Below are 13,694 nucleotides of genomic sequence, written 5' to 3'. Positions count from 1 at the left end.
TTCAATCTTGGCGGGCTGAAGCAGGGAGTGGCGATGCCTGGGCCGAAGGAACTGGACCCCACCGTCTCGCTGGAGGCGTACTTCGGGGCGCAGGTGCGCAAGAGACGCGAGCGGAAGGGGTGGACGCAGAAGGAGCTGGGGGCGAGGGTCTTCCTCTCGCACAACCGGATCGCGCAGATCGAGCTGGCGACGGACCCGCCGGGGCGGGAGCTGGTGATGCTGCTGGACGCGGCGCTGGACGCGGAGGGGGATCTGGTTGATCTCTGGACGCACATCGGCGCCGGCAGGATCAGGAACTACGCACAACTGTTCCTGTTGCGACAGGGGCAGGCCAGGATCATCCAGGAGTACGGCCTGGTGATTCCGGGGCTGGTGCAGGTCGAGGGGTACATCCGGGCGATGTTCGCCGCGGGGGAGGCAATTGGAGAGCCGCCCGTGGCCGAAATGGTTCCGATCCGTCTGGGCCGCCAGGAGATCTTCGAGCGCGAGGACCCGCCGTGGTACCGCCTCACCCTGGACGAATCGGCTCTCTATCGGAACGTCGGCGGGCCCGAGGTGATGCGCATCCAGCTGCTCCGGCTGCTGAAGCTGGGCGCGCGTCCCCGGGTCGAGGTGCAGGTGGTGCCTTTCGGTGCCCTCGACCTCAGTGCCCTGGGCGGCTCGTTGTGCCTGCTCACGATGCCGGACGGTTCCAGAGCGGCGTACACCGAGGGCCTGAAGACCGGCCAGTTCTTCGATAAGCCGGACGATGTTGCTCAACTCACCCTCATCTACGATCGGATTCAGGCTGCCGCGCTCTCCCCGGAGATGTCAGCGGTCTTCATCCGGAACGTGATTGAGGAGCGGTACTCGTGGGACCTGCCACCCCTGACCTGAGCGCTGTCGCGTGGCGCAAGTCCAGCTACAGCTCGACAGGGCAGGACAACTGCGTCGAGATCGCGGACGGCCTCCCCGGCATCCTCCCCGTCCGCGACTCCAAGGACCCGGCCGGCCCCGCCCTCGTCTTCCCCGCCGCCTCGTTCGCCGCCTTCCTCGCCGGTGTCAAGCACGGCGCGTTGACATAGCGAAGGCGGCCAGGGATGGTTCCCGCCGAGCACGCGCCTTCGGCCCGCCGTCACCAGTTCGGTCTGCTCCACGGACTCCTCCCACAGCCGGAGTTCGCCGAGGACTCGGCTCAGCAGTGCGCGAGCGGCCAGTGTTCGTGGGTAGTCCGCCCCGAAGTAGTGTTCGAACGCTCCACCGCCGATGGGTCCGCTTCCCATGGTCGTGCCATGCGGGCACCTCCCGGCCGCAGATGAACTGACGGCACGTCAGGCCGGTCTGACCCACTGTGGCCGGGCAGTGCCTTTGTGGTCACCCCCGTGGCGGAAGCCGCGTGAGGGCCGCCGATTTCAGCTGTCGGCGCCGCCCAGGAAGTCGAGCACCCGGCGGGTGAGCAGCTCGGTGGCGTCGCGGTCGTAGGAGGGCAGCGAGGAGTCGGCGAACAGGTGCTCCTTGCCCGGGTAGACGAACAGCTCGGCGTGCTCGGTGGAGTCGGCCAGGGCGCGCGCCGCGTCGAGGTCGCCGTCGTCGGCGAAGAACGGGTCGGCGTCCATCCCGTGCACCTGGACGGGCACGCCCGCCGGCCAGGCGTCGCCGAACTCCGCTACGGGGAAGCAGGAGTGGAAGAGCAGCGCGCCCCTGGCCCCGGCGCGGGTCTGGGCCAACTGCTGCGCCGGCATGACGCCCAGCGAGAAGCCCGCGTAGACCAGCGCGTCGCCGAGCCCCTCGGTCGCCGCGACGCCGCGCTCCAGCAGGGTGTCGAACCCGGTCCGCCTGGCGTGGCCGAGGCCGTCCTCCAGGGTGGCGAAGACCTGGCCCTCGTAGAGGTCGGGCGTGTGGACGGTGTGACCCGCCGCGCGCAGCACGGCCGCGAAGGCCTCGACGCCCTCGGTCAGCCCCTGCGCGTGGTGGTACAGCACGATCTCGGCCATGGCCTGCCCTGCCCGTCTTCCGTCTAAACGATCCAAATACTTCGAACGTTCGGCGATGCTAGATTACTCGAACCATGTCGAGCAATCCCTCAACCCCGGACTACGAACTCGCGGACCGCCTCGAACTCACCACCGCGGAGCAGGTGCGGGCGATCAGCGACCCGCTGCGCACGACCCTGCTCGGCCTGCTGCACGAGCGGGCCGCGACCGTGACGGAGCTGGCCGGCGCGGTCAAGCGCCCCAAGAGCACCGTCGCGCACCACGTCGGCGTCCTGGCCAGGGCCGGACTGCTGCGCGTGGTGCGGACCCGGCGGGTGCGGGCGATCGAGGAGCGCTACTACGGGCGGGCCGCGCGGATGTTCTACGTCGGCCTCGGCCGGCAGGCGGACGGCGTCGCGCTGCCGCCGGACTTCAACGACTTCGAGGTGGCCGCCAAGGAGTCGAACGCGGCCTACGAGCTGGGGCAGTTGCGCGGCTTCATCCGGCACGCGCGGCTGTCCGAGGAGCGGGCGGCGGAGTTCTGGCAGCGGATCGACGAGGTGATCCACGAGTTCGACCGGCTGCCGCGCTCCGGCGAGCGGGTCTACGGGTTCGCCGTGGGCCTGTACCCGATGCTCGACGACTACCCGGTCCTGCCGGACCCGCAGGAGCGGCAGGAGAGTTGAGCGGGCCGGACGTTCACACGGGCTCGGCCGAAGCCCCGGCGAAGAACCGCTCGGCCCGCTCCAGCGCCGGCGCGTCCGCCAGGACCTCGCCCGGACGGTCGCCGTTGCCCAGCAGGACGCCGCCGAAGCGCATGTCCAGGTAGTCGGCGGCGCTCTCCAGCATGTCCACCATCGGCTGCGCGTCCGCCAGCCCCGGCCCGTTGAGCACGCCGACGCCCCAGAGCGTCCGCTCCCGCATCCGCGCGCGCAGGTCGACGCCCGGCAGCCGTACCCAGCCGACCACGTGGTCCAGGTAGAGCTTGGCCGGGGCTGCCAGGCCGCCCCAGTAGACCGGGGAGGCGATGACCAGGTCGGTGCAGGCCAGGGTGGCCTCCAGCAGGGCGAGTTCGCCGCCGGTCGGGGTCCGTGCGGCGCCGTCCGTGTGGCGGTCGTCGCGGAACGCCGGCAGCGGTGAGTCGTCGAGGTGCAGCCAGGTGGTGGAGGCGTCCTCGGGCAGGTGGGCGGCGGCGTGGCGGGCCAGGGCCTCGGTGTTGCCGCCGGGGCGGCCGCCGGCGAGCAGGAAGAGGAGCTGGCGCCGGTCGGTCGGCAGGGTCATCGGGGCTCCCGGATCGGGGCGGCGGGCTGAGCGGGCATGGCGGGCTGAGCGGGCTGGGCGCTGAGCATCATATTACGATGATTCTCGTAATATCTAGGCCGAGATTCCCCGCTGATGCTCTCCGAGCTCCCGTCAGCTCCCGTCAGCTCCCCTCAGTCTTCCCGGTGTTCCGTGCGGGCGGCCGCCAGGACGCTGTCCAGCAGCCCGGGGAAGCGGGCCTCCAGGTCCTCGCGGCGCAGCTGGTTCAGCACCTCCCGGCCCTGGTAGTGCTGCCGGATCACCCCGGACTCGCGCAGCACCCGGAAATGGTGGGTGTAGGTGGAGCGCGTCACCGGCAGATCCAGGCGGCCGCACGGCACTTCGGCGGGCGCGGCCGCCGCCAGCTCGCGCACCACGGTCAGCCGGTGCGGGTCGGCGAGCGCGTGCAGCACGGGCACCAGCGCGAGCTCCGCGCGGCTCGGGTGGGCGAGTTCACGGGCGGCGGTGACGCGCAACGGGCTCACGCTCCTGGGGCGGTGGGAGTGCGGTGGCGGGGTCCGCGTAGATCTCCGCACTGTGCCGCCACCGGGTGAGCAGCTGGGCGATCGGGGCGAGATTGTCGAGGGACACCGCCCCGCGTGCCGTGTCCACCAGCTCCAGGAGCAGCGTGTCGACATCCTCGGCGGGGAGGAAGGTGCACCACGGCAGGGCATCGGGCAGGGCCTGGCGCAGCGCGTCGAGGTTTCCGGTCCGCACCAGAGCGGCCAGCAGCCGGGAGGTGAAGTCCACGACGGAGGCGTCCTGCTCCATCTGGTCGACGCGCATCAGGGCGAGATCGCCCGCGTCACGCCGCCGCAGGCGCAGCGTGCGGACGGTGTCGAGGCGGCGCGCGGTGGCGGCGGGGTGGTGCAGGAGTTCGCTGAACGGTACGTCCTCATAGGCCGTCGTCATGACATCCACAGTAGCTTGGATATCGTTCTTCGGACACTGTCCGGCCGGGGGCGCCGACCGGACAGGTGCCGCGGACTACTCGAACGCCGCCGCCGCCTCCCGCAGGGCCTGGACCACCGTCTCCGGGTCGTACGGGGCGGGCTCGCCCGGGAGGTAGGTGACCGAGCGCAGGGCGCCGGTGTAGCGGAAGGAGCGGTGGCGTTCGAAGAGCGGCCAGGAGACCGGGGACTTGCGGTCGATGCCGACGCTGATGCCCTGGAACGGAGCCATCCCGATCAGCTGGTGGACCGGGCCGAGGCCGCCGCGCGGCACGTCGTCCACCAGCAGGTCGAACTCCCACTTGAGGTCGGCCACCGCGCGCGCCCGCAGCAGCACCGTGCGGGCACCCGGGGCGAGCGGGCCCGCGGTGGCCTCGAAGAGCTCGCCGTACTGGTTGTAGGCGAAGCGCAGTTCGCCGTCCTCCACGTAGAGGCTGTAGCCGCCGCCCTGGTCGCCGTGCGAGAGGAGCACCCCGGCGTCCTGGGCGCCGTGGTGGCCGAGATCGATCCGCACGTCGAAGGAGCGGAAGGAGATCAGCTTGGAGGAGCGGTAGCGCTCCAGCTCGGGGGTGCCGGGCAGCAGGGTGACCGGGCGGCGCAGCAGCGCGTCGTCCGGGTGGCGCAGGGCGAGCGCGCCGCGGCCGTCCTGGAGCGGGAAGACGCCGTTCTGCCAGGCGGCCGCCTCCCAGGCGGCGGACAGCTCCTTGACCACCTCGGGGTGGTCGGCGGCCACGTCGTCGATCTCGGTGGGGTCGGTGCGCAGGTCGAACAGCGCCCACTCGCTGTCGTCGTAGGGGGCGCCCGGACGGTGCAGGGTGACCAGCTTCCAGCCCTCGCGGTAGTAGCTGCGGTTGCCGGTCATCTCGCAGTACTGCTCGTGGTGGGTGCTGTCGGCGGCCTTGGCGCGCAGCACCGGCGCGAAGCTGATCCCGTCCAGCTCCTGCACCGGCTTGCCGTCCCGCTCCAGCGGCCGCTGCAGGCCCGCGAGTTCGAGCAGGGTGGGGGTGATGTCGGTGACGTACTGGTACTGCTGGCGGATCCCGTCGTCGCCCGCGGTGCGCGGCAGGCCGGCCGGCCAGGAGAGGACGAAGGGGACCCGCACGCCGCCCGCGTAGGTCTGGCCCTTGTAGAGCCGGAAGGGGGTGTTGGAGGCCATGCCCCAGCCGCGCGGGTAGTGCACCAGGCTCTGCGGGCCGCCGATCAGCGAGATCTCCCGTTCGACGTCCGGGTTCCAGTCGTCGGGCAGGTCGGGGTGGTGCACGAAGCGGCTGAAGTAGCTGCGGGTGCCCTCGGCGCCGCCCTCGCCGGTGCCGCCGTTGTCGGAGGTGAACAGGATGATGGTGTTGTCGAGTTCGCCGAGCGCGGCCAGCGTCCCGGTGAGCCGTCCGAGGTTCTGGTCGACGTTGTCGACCATCGCCGCGTAGACCTCCATGTAGCGGGCGTAGAGCTTCTGTTGGACCTCGGTCAGCTCCTCCCAGGCCAGCACGTCGTAGCCGGCCTCGTAGTTGCGGTCCGGCAGCCGGGTGCCGGGCGGGAAGAGACCGGCGGCCAGCTGGCGGCCGAATCGGTGCTCGCGCAGCGCGTCCCAGCCCTCGGCGTAGCGGCCGCGGTGGCGCGCCAGGTCGGCCTCCTTGGCCTGCAGCGGGCCGTGCACGGCGTTGTGCGCGAGGTAGAGGAGGAAGGGCTTGTCGCTGTCGTGGGCGCGCAGCGACTTGACCATCTTGATCGCCTGGTCGGTGATGTCGTCGGTGTAGTAGTAGTCGTCGGGGAACTCGTCGATGTCCAGCGGGCTGTTGTCGCGCACGAGTTGGTGCGGGTGGAAGAGGCTGGTCAGGCCCTCCAGCACGCCGTAGTACTGGTCGAAGCCCTTCTGCAGCGGCCAGTTGCGGCGGTCGTCGGCGGCGTTGGAGACCGAGTCGCGGGTCAGGTGCCACTTGCCGACCGCGTAGGTGGCGTAGCCGGCGTCGTGCAGGGTCTCGGCCAGGGTCGGGATGTCCTTGGCCACCTCCATGCCGTAGCCGGGGAAGCCGGGGTCGGCGTTGGCCACGAAGGAGTAGCCGACCCGGTGCGGGTTGAGGCCGGTGAGCAGCGCGGCGCGGGCCGGCGAGCAGAGCGGCATGGTGTGGTAGTTGGCCAGCCGCACGCCCCGGTCGGCGATCGCGTCCAGCGCCGGGGTGGGGATCTCCGAGCCGAACGGGCCGATGTCGCTGTAGCCCATGTCGTCGATCAGCACGACGATGATGTTGGGGGCGCGCTCGGGCGCGCGGTGCCGGGCGGGCCAGTGCGGGGTGGAGTCGGCGAAGGTGCGGCCCACGGTGCCGGGGAATCCGGCGTAGGGGGCGCGGCGGTGCGGGTCCTGCTGCGGGGCGGCGTTGGCGGTGTCGGTGTCGGGGGTGCCGGGGGTGCCGGGGGTGCCGGCGTCGGGGGTGTCGGTGCTCATGCGGTGCTCTCCTGGGGTGCGGGCAGCCGCGGGGCGGCGGCCAGCAGGGTTCGGGTGTACGGGTCCTGCGGGTCGGCGAGGACCTGGTCGGCCGGGCCGGTCTCGACCACCCGGCCCTGGTGCAGCACCGCGATCCGGTGGCTGATCCGCCGCACCACCGCGAGGTCGTGCGCGATGAAGACGATGGCCAGGCCCAACTCCCGCTGCAGCTCGGCCAGCAGCTCGATCACCTGGGCCTGCACCGAGACGTCGAGCGCGGATACCGGCTCGTCGCAGATCAGCACGGACGGTTCGGGGGCCAACGCCCTGGCGATGCCGATCCGCTGGCGCTGGCCGCCGGAGAAGGCGCGCGGGTAGCGGTCGGCGGCGGCCGGGTCCAGGCCGACCTGGGTGAGCAGCCGGGCCACCCGCGCCTCGCGGTCGGGCAGGCCGTGGGCGATCATCGGCTCGGCGATGATCCGGCCCACCGTCATCCGGGGGTTGAGCGAGGCGTACGGATCCTGGAAGACCATCTGCACCTCGCGCTCGACCGCCGCCAGGGGCCGGCCCCGGAAGAGGATCGTGCCGCTGTCCTGGCGGTGCACCTGGACCAGCGCCTTGGCCAGGGTGGACTTGCCGGAGCCGGACTCGCCGACGATGCCGAGCGTCTCGCCCGGACGCAGCACCAGGTCCACCCCGTCCAGCGCGAGGACCGGGCCGCCGCGCCGGCGCCGACCGCGGAAGGTCTTGCGCAGGCCGGTGGCGGCCAGCAGCACCTCCGGGCCCGGGGTGCTGTTGGCGGCGGCCGCGGAGGGCTCCTCCAGGCGCGGCACGGCGGCCAGCAGCTGCTGGGTGTACGGATGCCGAGGACGCGTCAGCAGCTCGGCGGTGAGCCCCTCCTCGACCACGCCGCCGTCGCGCATCACCAGCAGTCGGCGGCAGCTGCGGGCCACCACGCCCAGGTCGTGGGTGATCAGCACCAGCGCGGTGCAGGTCTCCCGGTTGATCCGCTCCAGCAGGTCCAGGATCTGGCGCTGCACGGTGGCGTCCAGCGCGGTGGTCGGCTCGTCGGCGACCAGCACCTCGGGCTCGTTGGCCAGCGCCAGCGCGATCATCACCCGCTGGCGCTGGCCGCCGGAGAACTGGTGCGGGTGATCGGCCAGCCGCTCGGCGGCGCTCGGGATGCCCACCAGGTCGAGCAGCTCCAGTGCCCGCCGCTCGCGCACCGCCTTGTCCCGCACGCCGTGCGCGCGCAGCGCCTCGTGCAGGTGGCGGCCGATGGTGAGCACCGGGTTGAGCGAGGACATCGGGTCCTGGAAGATCATCGCGATCTTCCGCCCGCGCAGCGCGCGCAGCGCCTCCTCGTCCAGCGCGGCCAGGTCCTGGCCGGCCAGCCGCACGCTGCCGCCGGTGATCCGCCCGGGGGCGGGCAGCATCCGCAGCAGCGCCAGCGCGGTGGTCGACTTGCCGGAGCCGGACTCGCCGACGATGCCCAGCGTGTCGCCGGCCGCCAGCGAGAAGCCGACCCCGGCGACGGCGGGGGTGCCGTCGAACTCCACGCGCAGCTCGTTGACTTCGAGGACGGTGCTCATCGGCGGATCCCCCGGTTCAGCGCCTCGGCGATCAGGGTGAAGCCCAGCACCAGCGTGGTCACGGTGACCAGCGGTGCGGCGGCGTAGCTCGGGTGGGTGGACAGGTAGGCCATCGACTGGCTGAGGATCGAGCCGAGCGAGGGCTCCGGTGGGCGCACGCCCACCCCCAGGTAGCTCATCGCGCCCTCGATGAAGACCGCCAGTGAGAGCGCGATCGCGGCCTGCACGATCAGCGGGTCGATCGCGTTCGGCAGCACGTGCCGCAGCAGCACCCGCCACCGCGAGGCGCCGCCGACCCGGGCGGCCACCGCGTAGTCGCGCTCGCGCTGGACCAGGATCTGGGCCCGCAACTGCCGTCCGAAGCCGGGGATCTCGGCCAGGGCGATGACGATCACCACGGGGAGCCGCCCCGGTCCCAGGATCGCGGTGACCGCGATCGCCAGGATCAGCCCGGGGAAGGCCAGGATCAGGTCGAAGATCCGCTGCACCACCACGTCCGCCGCCTTCGAGGCGCCGGCCAGCACCGCCAGGCCGCCGCCGAGCAGCGCGCCGATCGGCACCGCGATCAGGCTGATCTCCAGGTCGGTGCCGATCCCGTGCAGCAGCCGGCTGAGCAGGTCGCGCCCGATCTCGTCGGTGCCCAGCAGGTGGCCCGGCGCGCCGAGGCCGGCCAGCGCGGTGTCGCTCTGGGCGGTGGGAGAGAGCGGCGCGAGCAGCGGGGCGAACAGCGCGGCCAGCGCGATCACGCCCACCAGGGCCAGGCCGGTGAGGCCGCGCGGGGTCAGCAGGGCGCGCAGGTAGGGGTTCTTGGGCACGCGCCGGGGCGCCTTCCCGATCGGGCCCGGCGGGGGGCTCCCGGTGGTGGCCGTGTCCGTGTTCGGGGCCGAGGCCGTGTCCGTGTGCGCGCCCGTGTGCGCGCCCGTGTGCGTGGGCACACGCGGAGTCGTGTTCTTGGTCATGCCGATCACTCCCACCGGATCCGCGGGTCGAGCCAGGCGTAGAGCAGGTCGGTGAGCAGCTGGACGGCGACGAAGACCGCGACCAGCAGCAGGAGCAGGTCCTGCACCACCGGGTAGTCGCGCCGCAGCACCCCCTGCTCGGCCAGCTGGCCCAGGCCGGGCCAGGCGAAGATCGCCTCCACCAGCACGGCCCCGCCGAGCAGTTGGCCCACCTGCAGGCCCAGCAGGGTGACCACCGGGGGCAGCGCGTTGGGCAGCGCGTGCCGCCAGACGATCCGGCGCCGGGAGACGCCGAGCGCGGTGGCGGTGCGCACGTAGTCCTCGGCGAGCGCGCGCTCCAACCCGTCCTTCAGGTAGCGGGCCAGGATCGCCGCGCTGGGCAGCGCCAGGCAGAGCGCGGGCAGCAGCAGGTACTGCACGCCGATGTCCGGCTCGGCCAGGATCGAGGCGTGCCCGGTGGCCGGCAGCAGGCCCAGGCCCACCGCGAAGACCAGCACCAGCACCACGCCGGTGACGAAGGGCGGCACCGCGAGCACGGCGGTGGTCAGGATCCGCACCGCGGCGGCGAGCGGGCGGCTGCGGGCGGTGGCGCCGAGCAGCCCGAGCGGCAGGCCCAGGGCGAGCACCAGGACCAGTGCGCCCAGGGTGAGTTCGACGGTGTTGCCCAGGCCGCCGCCGATCAGGTCGGAGACCTGGCCGCCGATCGCGTAGGACGGGCCGAGGTTGCCGGTCAGCACGTTGCCGAGCCAGTGCAGGTACTGCACGGGCAGCGACTGGTCGAGGCCGAGCCGGGCGCGGACCGCCGCGACCGCCTCGGGTCCGGCGTCGCCGGCCAGGGTGGTGGCCGGGTCGCCGGGGATCAGCCGCAGGATCAGGAAGACCGCGACGGAGGCCAGCAGCAGCACCAGCAGGGCGGAGGGGAGCCGTTTGAGGAAGTAGCCGCGCATGTCGATCAGGCCGCCAGGTAGGCGTTGTCGAGGTTGAGGTAGGAGTACTTGTTGAGGGTCGCGCCGTGCACCTGGGCGGTGGCCACCTCCACCAGGCCGGCGATCGCCAGGTCGATCACGAAGGCCTCGTCCAGCAGGGTGTCGGTGATCTGCTGGTAGAGCGCCTTGGCGTCCGCGCTGTCGCCGTCGGCCCGGTTCCAGGCCTGCTGCACGATCGTGGTGTAGGCCGGCGAGCTGAAGTGCGAGCTGTTCTTGGCCTCGTTGAAGGGGTAGGCGCTCACCGCGAGGGTGGCCGGGTGCAGCTGGGCGAAGCCGTGGCTGAGCGTCCACAGGGCCGGCATGGTCTGGTTGATCAGCTGCTTCTGCATGGTGGGCGAGTCGGTGGGCTGCAGCTGGGCGGTGATGCCGATCTGGGACAGGTCGTACTGGACCATCTGCGCGATGGTGGTGTTGCCCGGGTCGGAGGAGTGCGCGAGCGGCAGCGTCAACTGCCCGGCGCCGGCCTCCTTGAGCAGCTCGCGGGCCTTGTCCAGGTCGAGGCTGTAGTGGGCGGCGGAGGCGTCGCTGTAGGCGGGGGAGGACTTGGGCCAGGGCGCGGCGGAAGCCAGGCCGTAGCCGCCGAGCGCCTGCTTGACCAGCCGGTCGCGGTCCAGCGCCCAGGCGATGGCCTGGCGCACCCGCTTGTCGCTGACGTGGTCGGCGGTGACGTTGACGCCCACGTAGTAGGCGCCCGCGCCGGTGTCGTACTGCTTGATCCCGAACTGGCTGTTGCCCTGCAGCGTGGCGATGTCCTTGCCCTGCACCGAGTAGGAGAGCTGGGACTGGCCGGTCCTCAGCGAGGCGAGCAGCGAGTCGGCCTGCGGGATCACCCGGACCTCCACGCCGTCCAGGTAGGGGCGCTGGGGGAGGAAGTAGTGGTCGTTGCGGGCGAAGCTGATCGAGGAGCCGGGGGTGCGGGCGGTGAACTTGAACGGGCCGGTGCCGATGAACTGCTTGCCCGCGAAGGCGTCCTCGACGGTGGCCGGGTCCGTGATGATCATGAATTCGAAGAGGTCGAAGAGGTTGCTCACCGGGTGGGCCAGGGTGAGGGTCAGCTCGTGGTCGCTCTTCTTGTCGAAGCCGGTGACGGCGGCGGCGGTGGAGCGCAGCTGGGCCGAGCGCACCGGGTTCTGCAGGTTCTTGATCGCGAAGATCACGTCGTCGGCGGTGAAGGCGCGGCCGTTGTGGAAGGTGACGTCGGTGCGCAGCTGGAAGGTGACGGAGGTGCCGTCGGGGGAGACCTGCCAGCTGGTGGCCAGCTCGGGTTGCGGGCGCAGCTGGTCGTCGTACCTGGTCAGCGTGTTGTAGACGAGGCGCTGCAGCAGGGTGTCGGCGCTCTGCGCGAAGAGCAGGCTCGGGGTGAAGTCGATCACGGTGGCCACCGTGAGGGTGCCGCCCCGGCGCGGGGTGGCGGAGGTGCCGGCGCCGGCCGTCCTGCTCTGGTCGGCGGCCGAGCGGCAGGCGGCGAGGGTGAGCAGGGCGGCTCCGGCGCCGCCGGCGCGCAGCAGGTTCCGGCGGGAGAGGGCGTTGGCGGTGTGGGGGGCGTTCATCGGGGCCACCTAGAGGTGTTACTTACTTTCGTATCGAAAGTAAGTGGGGCCGCACTGCGGCCTGGGCGGGTACGGAGACGGGAGCGGCGAACCGCCGGGATCGGCCGGCGGGCGGGCCCTCGGGCCTGAAGCGAGGCCCTGTGCGAGGTCGGACTGGCGAGCCGGCAGGCAAGGACCTGACGGCTTCGGCGACTTCTAGCGACAGCAGCGCACGGGCGAGAACATGCGGACAGATTGTCAGACCGGTTTGGGCAGGTCAATCGCGTCTCAAGCGTCGCAACGGTGCGCAACGCGAGGCAACAAAGGCCCGGAAACAAACCCGCCCGGAGTGACGGGACCGGCCCCCGGGCGGCGGGCCGGCCGACCCATGCGAACCGCTTCACAAGCCGGGGCGGCGAACTCGGGCCGGCCGGTGGGCCTCAGCCCCGCAGGTCTCGCTGCCGAACCTCGGTGAGCACCCTCGCGAGGGCGGCGAAGTCGTTGTCGACGTGCAGCACGGTCAGGTCGTGGTGGACGGCGGTGGCGCAGAGCAGCAGGTCGACGGGGCCGGCCGACCGGTGCTGCCCCTTCTGGGTCAGCTTGTACTGGGCGGTCTCCACCCACCGCCAACCCTGCTTCGGCACCGCGGCCGACCGACACAAGGTGTCGATGCTCTCGGCGAGTTCGTCGCGATGGGCCGGGTCGGTGGCGGAGCGGAGGAACTCGGTGCGGGTCGGCTCGCACAGGTGGAAGGCGCCGGCCGCGATGTGCCCCTCCCAGGGGCCGAGGGCGCCCGGCTCCCGGAACAGGTGCCAGAGTGCGGAGGTGTCCAGCAGGTAGCCGATCACCCGAGGTGCTCCTGGCGCGCCCGCTTGGCGGCGGCGTGCGCGGCCGCGGCGGCGTCGAACTCGCCGTCGGCACCGCGGGCCGCGAGCTTCTCGGCGGCCTCCAGTCGCGCGATCCGCTGCACGTACTCCCGGAGCGCGGTGTTGACGGTCTCCTTCTTCGTGCTGGAGCCCATCAGCCGCATCGCGGTGGCGAGCGCCTCGTCGTCGATGTCGATCTGGGTGACGCTCATCAGCTGCCTCCGGGGGCCGGGCGCGAACGATGCTGACATGGGTGATGTGTAAGACAACGATACATCACCCACAACGCGGGCCGGCGGCCGGAGTTCGTGAGCTTGTGAACGAAGGGTCAAGCGGGCGCCGGTCCTTCGTCACCCGGGAGGGTGGGGATCTCTATCACGTCAACATGAAGCCTCGAAATTTGCCTTGGTCGACGCATAGTTGATATAGGAAAGCGGCTCTGACCAGCTGCTTCGCCAAGGAATATGACTGTTTGCGACCATCTGGGTTCGTTGCGTTCATATCTCGCGACTTGTCGCCATGGCTACCGGTCTGCGAGGTGGCGTAGATCACAAAGATCCCCTCGGACTGCGTGTCGCAGATCACAAGCGGACGGGCATAGGATGCGCTCGATCCGGGCTTGTGAACTGCCTCACATGGGGCGGATCTCGGGAACCGGACGGTCGGTTCACCCCACAGTGACCCGGCCTATCCGATCTGCAGTCAAGGACGACTGGACGGAGGGAGCGAGGGCGGATGAATGCCTACGCGCCGATCCTCGTACTGGGTGCCATCGCGGCGGCGTTCGCGGTCGGCTCCGTCACGATGGCTTCGCTGACCGGCCCGAAGCGCTACAACCGGGCCAAGTTGGAAGCCTACGAATGCGGTATCGAACCGACCCCGCAGCCGGTGGGCGGCGGCCGGTTCCCGATCAAGTACTACCTGACGGCGATGCTCTTCATCGTCTTCGACATCGAGATCGTCTTCCTCTACCCGTGGGCGGTCAGCTTCGACGCCCTGGGGATCTTCGGGCTGGTCGAGATGCTCCTGTTCATCGCCACCGTCTTCGTCGCCTACGCCTACGTCTGGCGGCGCGGCGGCCTGGAGTGGGACTGAGCGAGCCGGCCGTGAACGGCCGTGCGATCAGCTGGATTTGAGGCCAC

At 71.4% G+C, this 13,694-nt stretch carries 15 protein-coding genes; 4 read left to right on the top strand and 11 right to left on the bottom strand.

From position 1 onward, the window contains the following. Positions 1 to 33: 33 nt before the first annotated feature. Both OG455_RS17240 and OG455_RS17235 read left to right on the top strand, forming a co-directional pair. Entirely contained in the window at positions 34 to 876 is an 843-nt protein-coding gene (locus OG455_RS17240; protein ID WP_266294628.1) for a helix-turn-helix transcriptional regulator, read from the top strand. Continuing rightward, entirely contained in the window at positions 852 to 1,064 is a 213-nt protein-coding gene (locus OG455_RS17235; RefSeq protein ID WP_266294626.1) for a DUF397 domain-containing protein, read from the top strand. Before OG455_RS17240 ends, OG455_RS17235 begins: the two co-directional genes overlap by 25 nt. A 327-nt stretch (positions 1,065 to 1,391) precedes the next feature. Here the strand turns inward: OG455_RS17235 and OG455_RS17230 are convergent, their stop codons facing one another. Next, positions 1,392 to 1,973 (bottom strand): dienelactone hydrolase family protein, encoded by a 582-nt coding sequence (locus tag OG455_RS17230; protein WP_266294624.1) that lies wholly within the window; start codon positions 1,971 to 1,973, stop codon positions 1,392 to 1,394. 74 nt (positions 1,974 to 2,047) lie between these two features. Between OG455_RS17230 and OG455_RS17225 the strand changes: the two genes are divergently transcribed. Next, positions 2,048 to 2,638 (top strand): transcriptional regulator, encoded by a 591-nt coding sequence (locus OG455_RS17225; protein ID WP_266294622.1) that lies wholly within the window; start codon positions 2,048 to 2,050, stop codon positions 2,636 to 2,638. Positions 2,639 to 2,651: 13 nt separating this feature from the next. Here OG455_RS17225 and OG455_RS17220 read toward each other — a convergent pair whose 3' ends face one another. From OG455_RS17220 to OG455_RS17175, 10 genes are all read right to left on the bottom strand, one after another. Beyond that, positions 2,652 to 3,233 (bottom strand): NAD(P)H-dependent oxidoreductase, encoded by a 582-nt coding sequence (locus tag OG455_RS17220; protein WP_266294620.1) that lies wholly within the window; start codon positions 3,231 to 3,233, stop codon positions 2,652 to 2,654. Between the two features lie 152 nt (positions 3,234 to 3,385). Next, complete coding sequence (locus OG455_RS17215; protein ID WP_266294618.1) at positions 3,386 to 3,727, bottom strand: helix-turn-helix transcriptional regulator; 342 nt, start codon at positions 3,725 to 3,727, stop codon at positions 3,386 to 3,388. Beyond that, positions 3,705 to 4,163 carry a hypothetical protein gene (locus OG455_RS17210; protein ID WP_266294616.1) on the bottom strand — a complete coding sequence of 153 codons (459 nt, stop codon included), beginning with the start codon at positions 4,161 to 4,163 and terminating at the stop codon, positions 3,705 to 3,707. Before OG455_RS17210 ends, OG455_RS17215 begins: the two co-directional genes overlap by 23 nt. 75 nt (positions 4,164 to 4,238) lie before the next feature. Continuing rightward, positions 4,239 to 6,641 carry an arylsulfatase gene (locus OG455_RS17205; RefSeq protein ID WP_266294614.1) on the bottom strand — a complete coding sequence of 801 codons (2,403 nt, stop codon included), beginning with the start codon at positions 6,639 to 6,641 and terminating at the stop codon, positions 4,239 to 4,241. Continuing rightward, positions 6,638 to 8,212, bottom strand: coding sequence for an ABC transporter ATP-binding protein (locus OG455_RS17200; protein ID WP_266294613.1), 1,575 nt, complete (start codon positions 8,210 to 8,212; stop codon positions 6,638 to 6,640). The genes OG455_RS17205 and OG455_RS17200 overlap by 4 nt, the downstream gene beginning before the upstream one ends. Further along, positions 8,209 to 9,048, bottom strand: a complete 840-nt coding sequence (locus OG455_RS17195; protein WP_266300843.1) for an ABC transporter permease — start codon at positions 9,046 to 9,048, stop codon at positions 8,209 to 8,211. The genes OG455_RS17200 and OG455_RS17195 overlap by 4 nt, the downstream gene beginning before the upstream one ends. A 128-nt stretch (positions 9,049 to 9,176) precedes the next feature. Further along, a complete protein-coding gene (locus OG455_RS17190; RefSeq protein WP_266294611.1) occupies positions 9,177 to 10,118 on the bottom strand; it encodes an ABC transporter permease in 942 nt (313 codons plus the stop codon). A gap of 5 nt (positions 10,119 to 10,123) precedes the next feature. Next, a complete protein-coding gene (locus OG455_RS17185; RefSeq protein ID WP_266294610.1) occupies positions 10,124 to 11,707 on the bottom strand; it encodes an ABC transporter substrate-binding protein in 1,584 nt (527 codons plus the stop codon). Positions 11,708 to 12,126: 419 nt separating this feature from the next. Then, entirely contained in the window at positions 12,127 to 12,534 is a 408-nt protein-coding gene (locus OG455_RS17180) for a PIN domain-containing protein (protein ID WP_266294609.1), read from the bottom strand. Next, positions 12,531 to 12,764, bottom strand: a complete 234-nt coding sequence (locus tag OG455_RS17175) for a type II toxin-antitoxin system VapB family antitoxin (protein WP_266294607.1) — start codon at positions 12,762 to 12,764, stop codon at positions 12,531 to 12,533. The genes OG455_RS17180 and OG455_RS17175 overlap by 4 nt, the downstream gene beginning before the upstream one ends. A 523-nt stretch (positions 12,765 to 13,287) precedes the next feature. Between OG455_RS17175 and OG455_RS17170 the strand changes: the two genes are divergently transcribed. Further along, complete coding sequence (locus OG455_RS17170; RefSeq protein ID WP_033822576.1) at positions 13,288 to 13,647, top strand: NADH-quinone oxidoreductase subunit A; 360 nt, start codon at positions 13,288 to 13,290, stop codon at positions 13,645 to 13,647. Positions 13,648 to 13,694 lie beyond the last annotated feature (47 nt).

It is taken from the genome of Kitasatospora sp. NBC_01287 (genome assembly GCF_026340565.1).
GTDB lineage: Bacteria > Actinomycetota > Actinomycetes > Streptomycetales > Streptomycetaceae > Kitasatospora.
The sequence above is the reverse complement of the archived record's forward strand: the minus strand, read 5'-3'. Positions and strand labels throughout refer to the sequence as shown.

Bases quoted from the DNA above. Each gene is read 5' to 3' on its own strand.
- OG455_RS17240 (WP_266294628.1), top strand. From the start codon at position 34: ATGCCTGGGCCGAAGGAACTGGACCCCACCGTCTCGCTGGAGGCGTAC.
- OG455_RS17230 (WP_266294624.1), bottom strand. From the start codon at position 1,973: ATGGCCGAGATCGTGCTGTACCACCACGCGCAGGGGCTGACCGAGGGC.
- OG455_RS17225 (WP_266294622.1), top strand. From the start codon at position 2,048: ATGTCGAGCAATCCCTCAACCCCGGACTACGAACTCGCGGACCGCCTC.
- OG455_RS17220 (WP_266294620.1), bottom strand. From the start codon at position 3,233: ATGACCCTGCCGACCGACCGGCGCCAGCTCCTCTTCCTGCTCGCCGGC.
- OG455_RS17210 (WP_266294616.1), bottom strand. From the start codon at position 4,163: ATGACGACGGCCTATGAGGACGTACCGTTCAGCGAACTCCTGCACCAC.
- OG455_RS17205 (WP_266294614.1), bottom strand. From the start codon at position 6,641: ATGAGCACCGACACCCCCGACGCCGGCACCCCCGGCACCCCCGGCACC.
- OG455_RS17200 (WP_266294613.1), bottom strand. From the start codon at position 8,212: ATGAGCACCGTCCTCGAAGTCAACGAGCTGCGCGTGGAGTTCGACGGC.
- OG455_RS17190 (WP_266294611.1), bottom strand. From the start codon at position 10,118: ATGCGCGGCTACTTCCTCAAACGGCTCCCCTCCGCCCTGCTGGTGCTG.
- OG455_RS17185 (WP_266294610.1), bottom strand. From the start codon at position 11,707: ATGAACGCCCCCCACACCGCCAACGCCCTCTCCCGCCGGAACCTGCTG.
- OG455_RS17175 (WP_266294607.1), bottom strand. From the start codon at position 12,764: ATGAGCGTCACCCAGATCGACATCGACGACGAGGCGCTCGCCACCGCG.
- OG455_RS17170 (WP_033822576.1), top strand. From the start codon at position 13,288: ATGAATGCCTACGCGCCGATCCTCGTACTGGGTGCCATCGCGGCGGCG.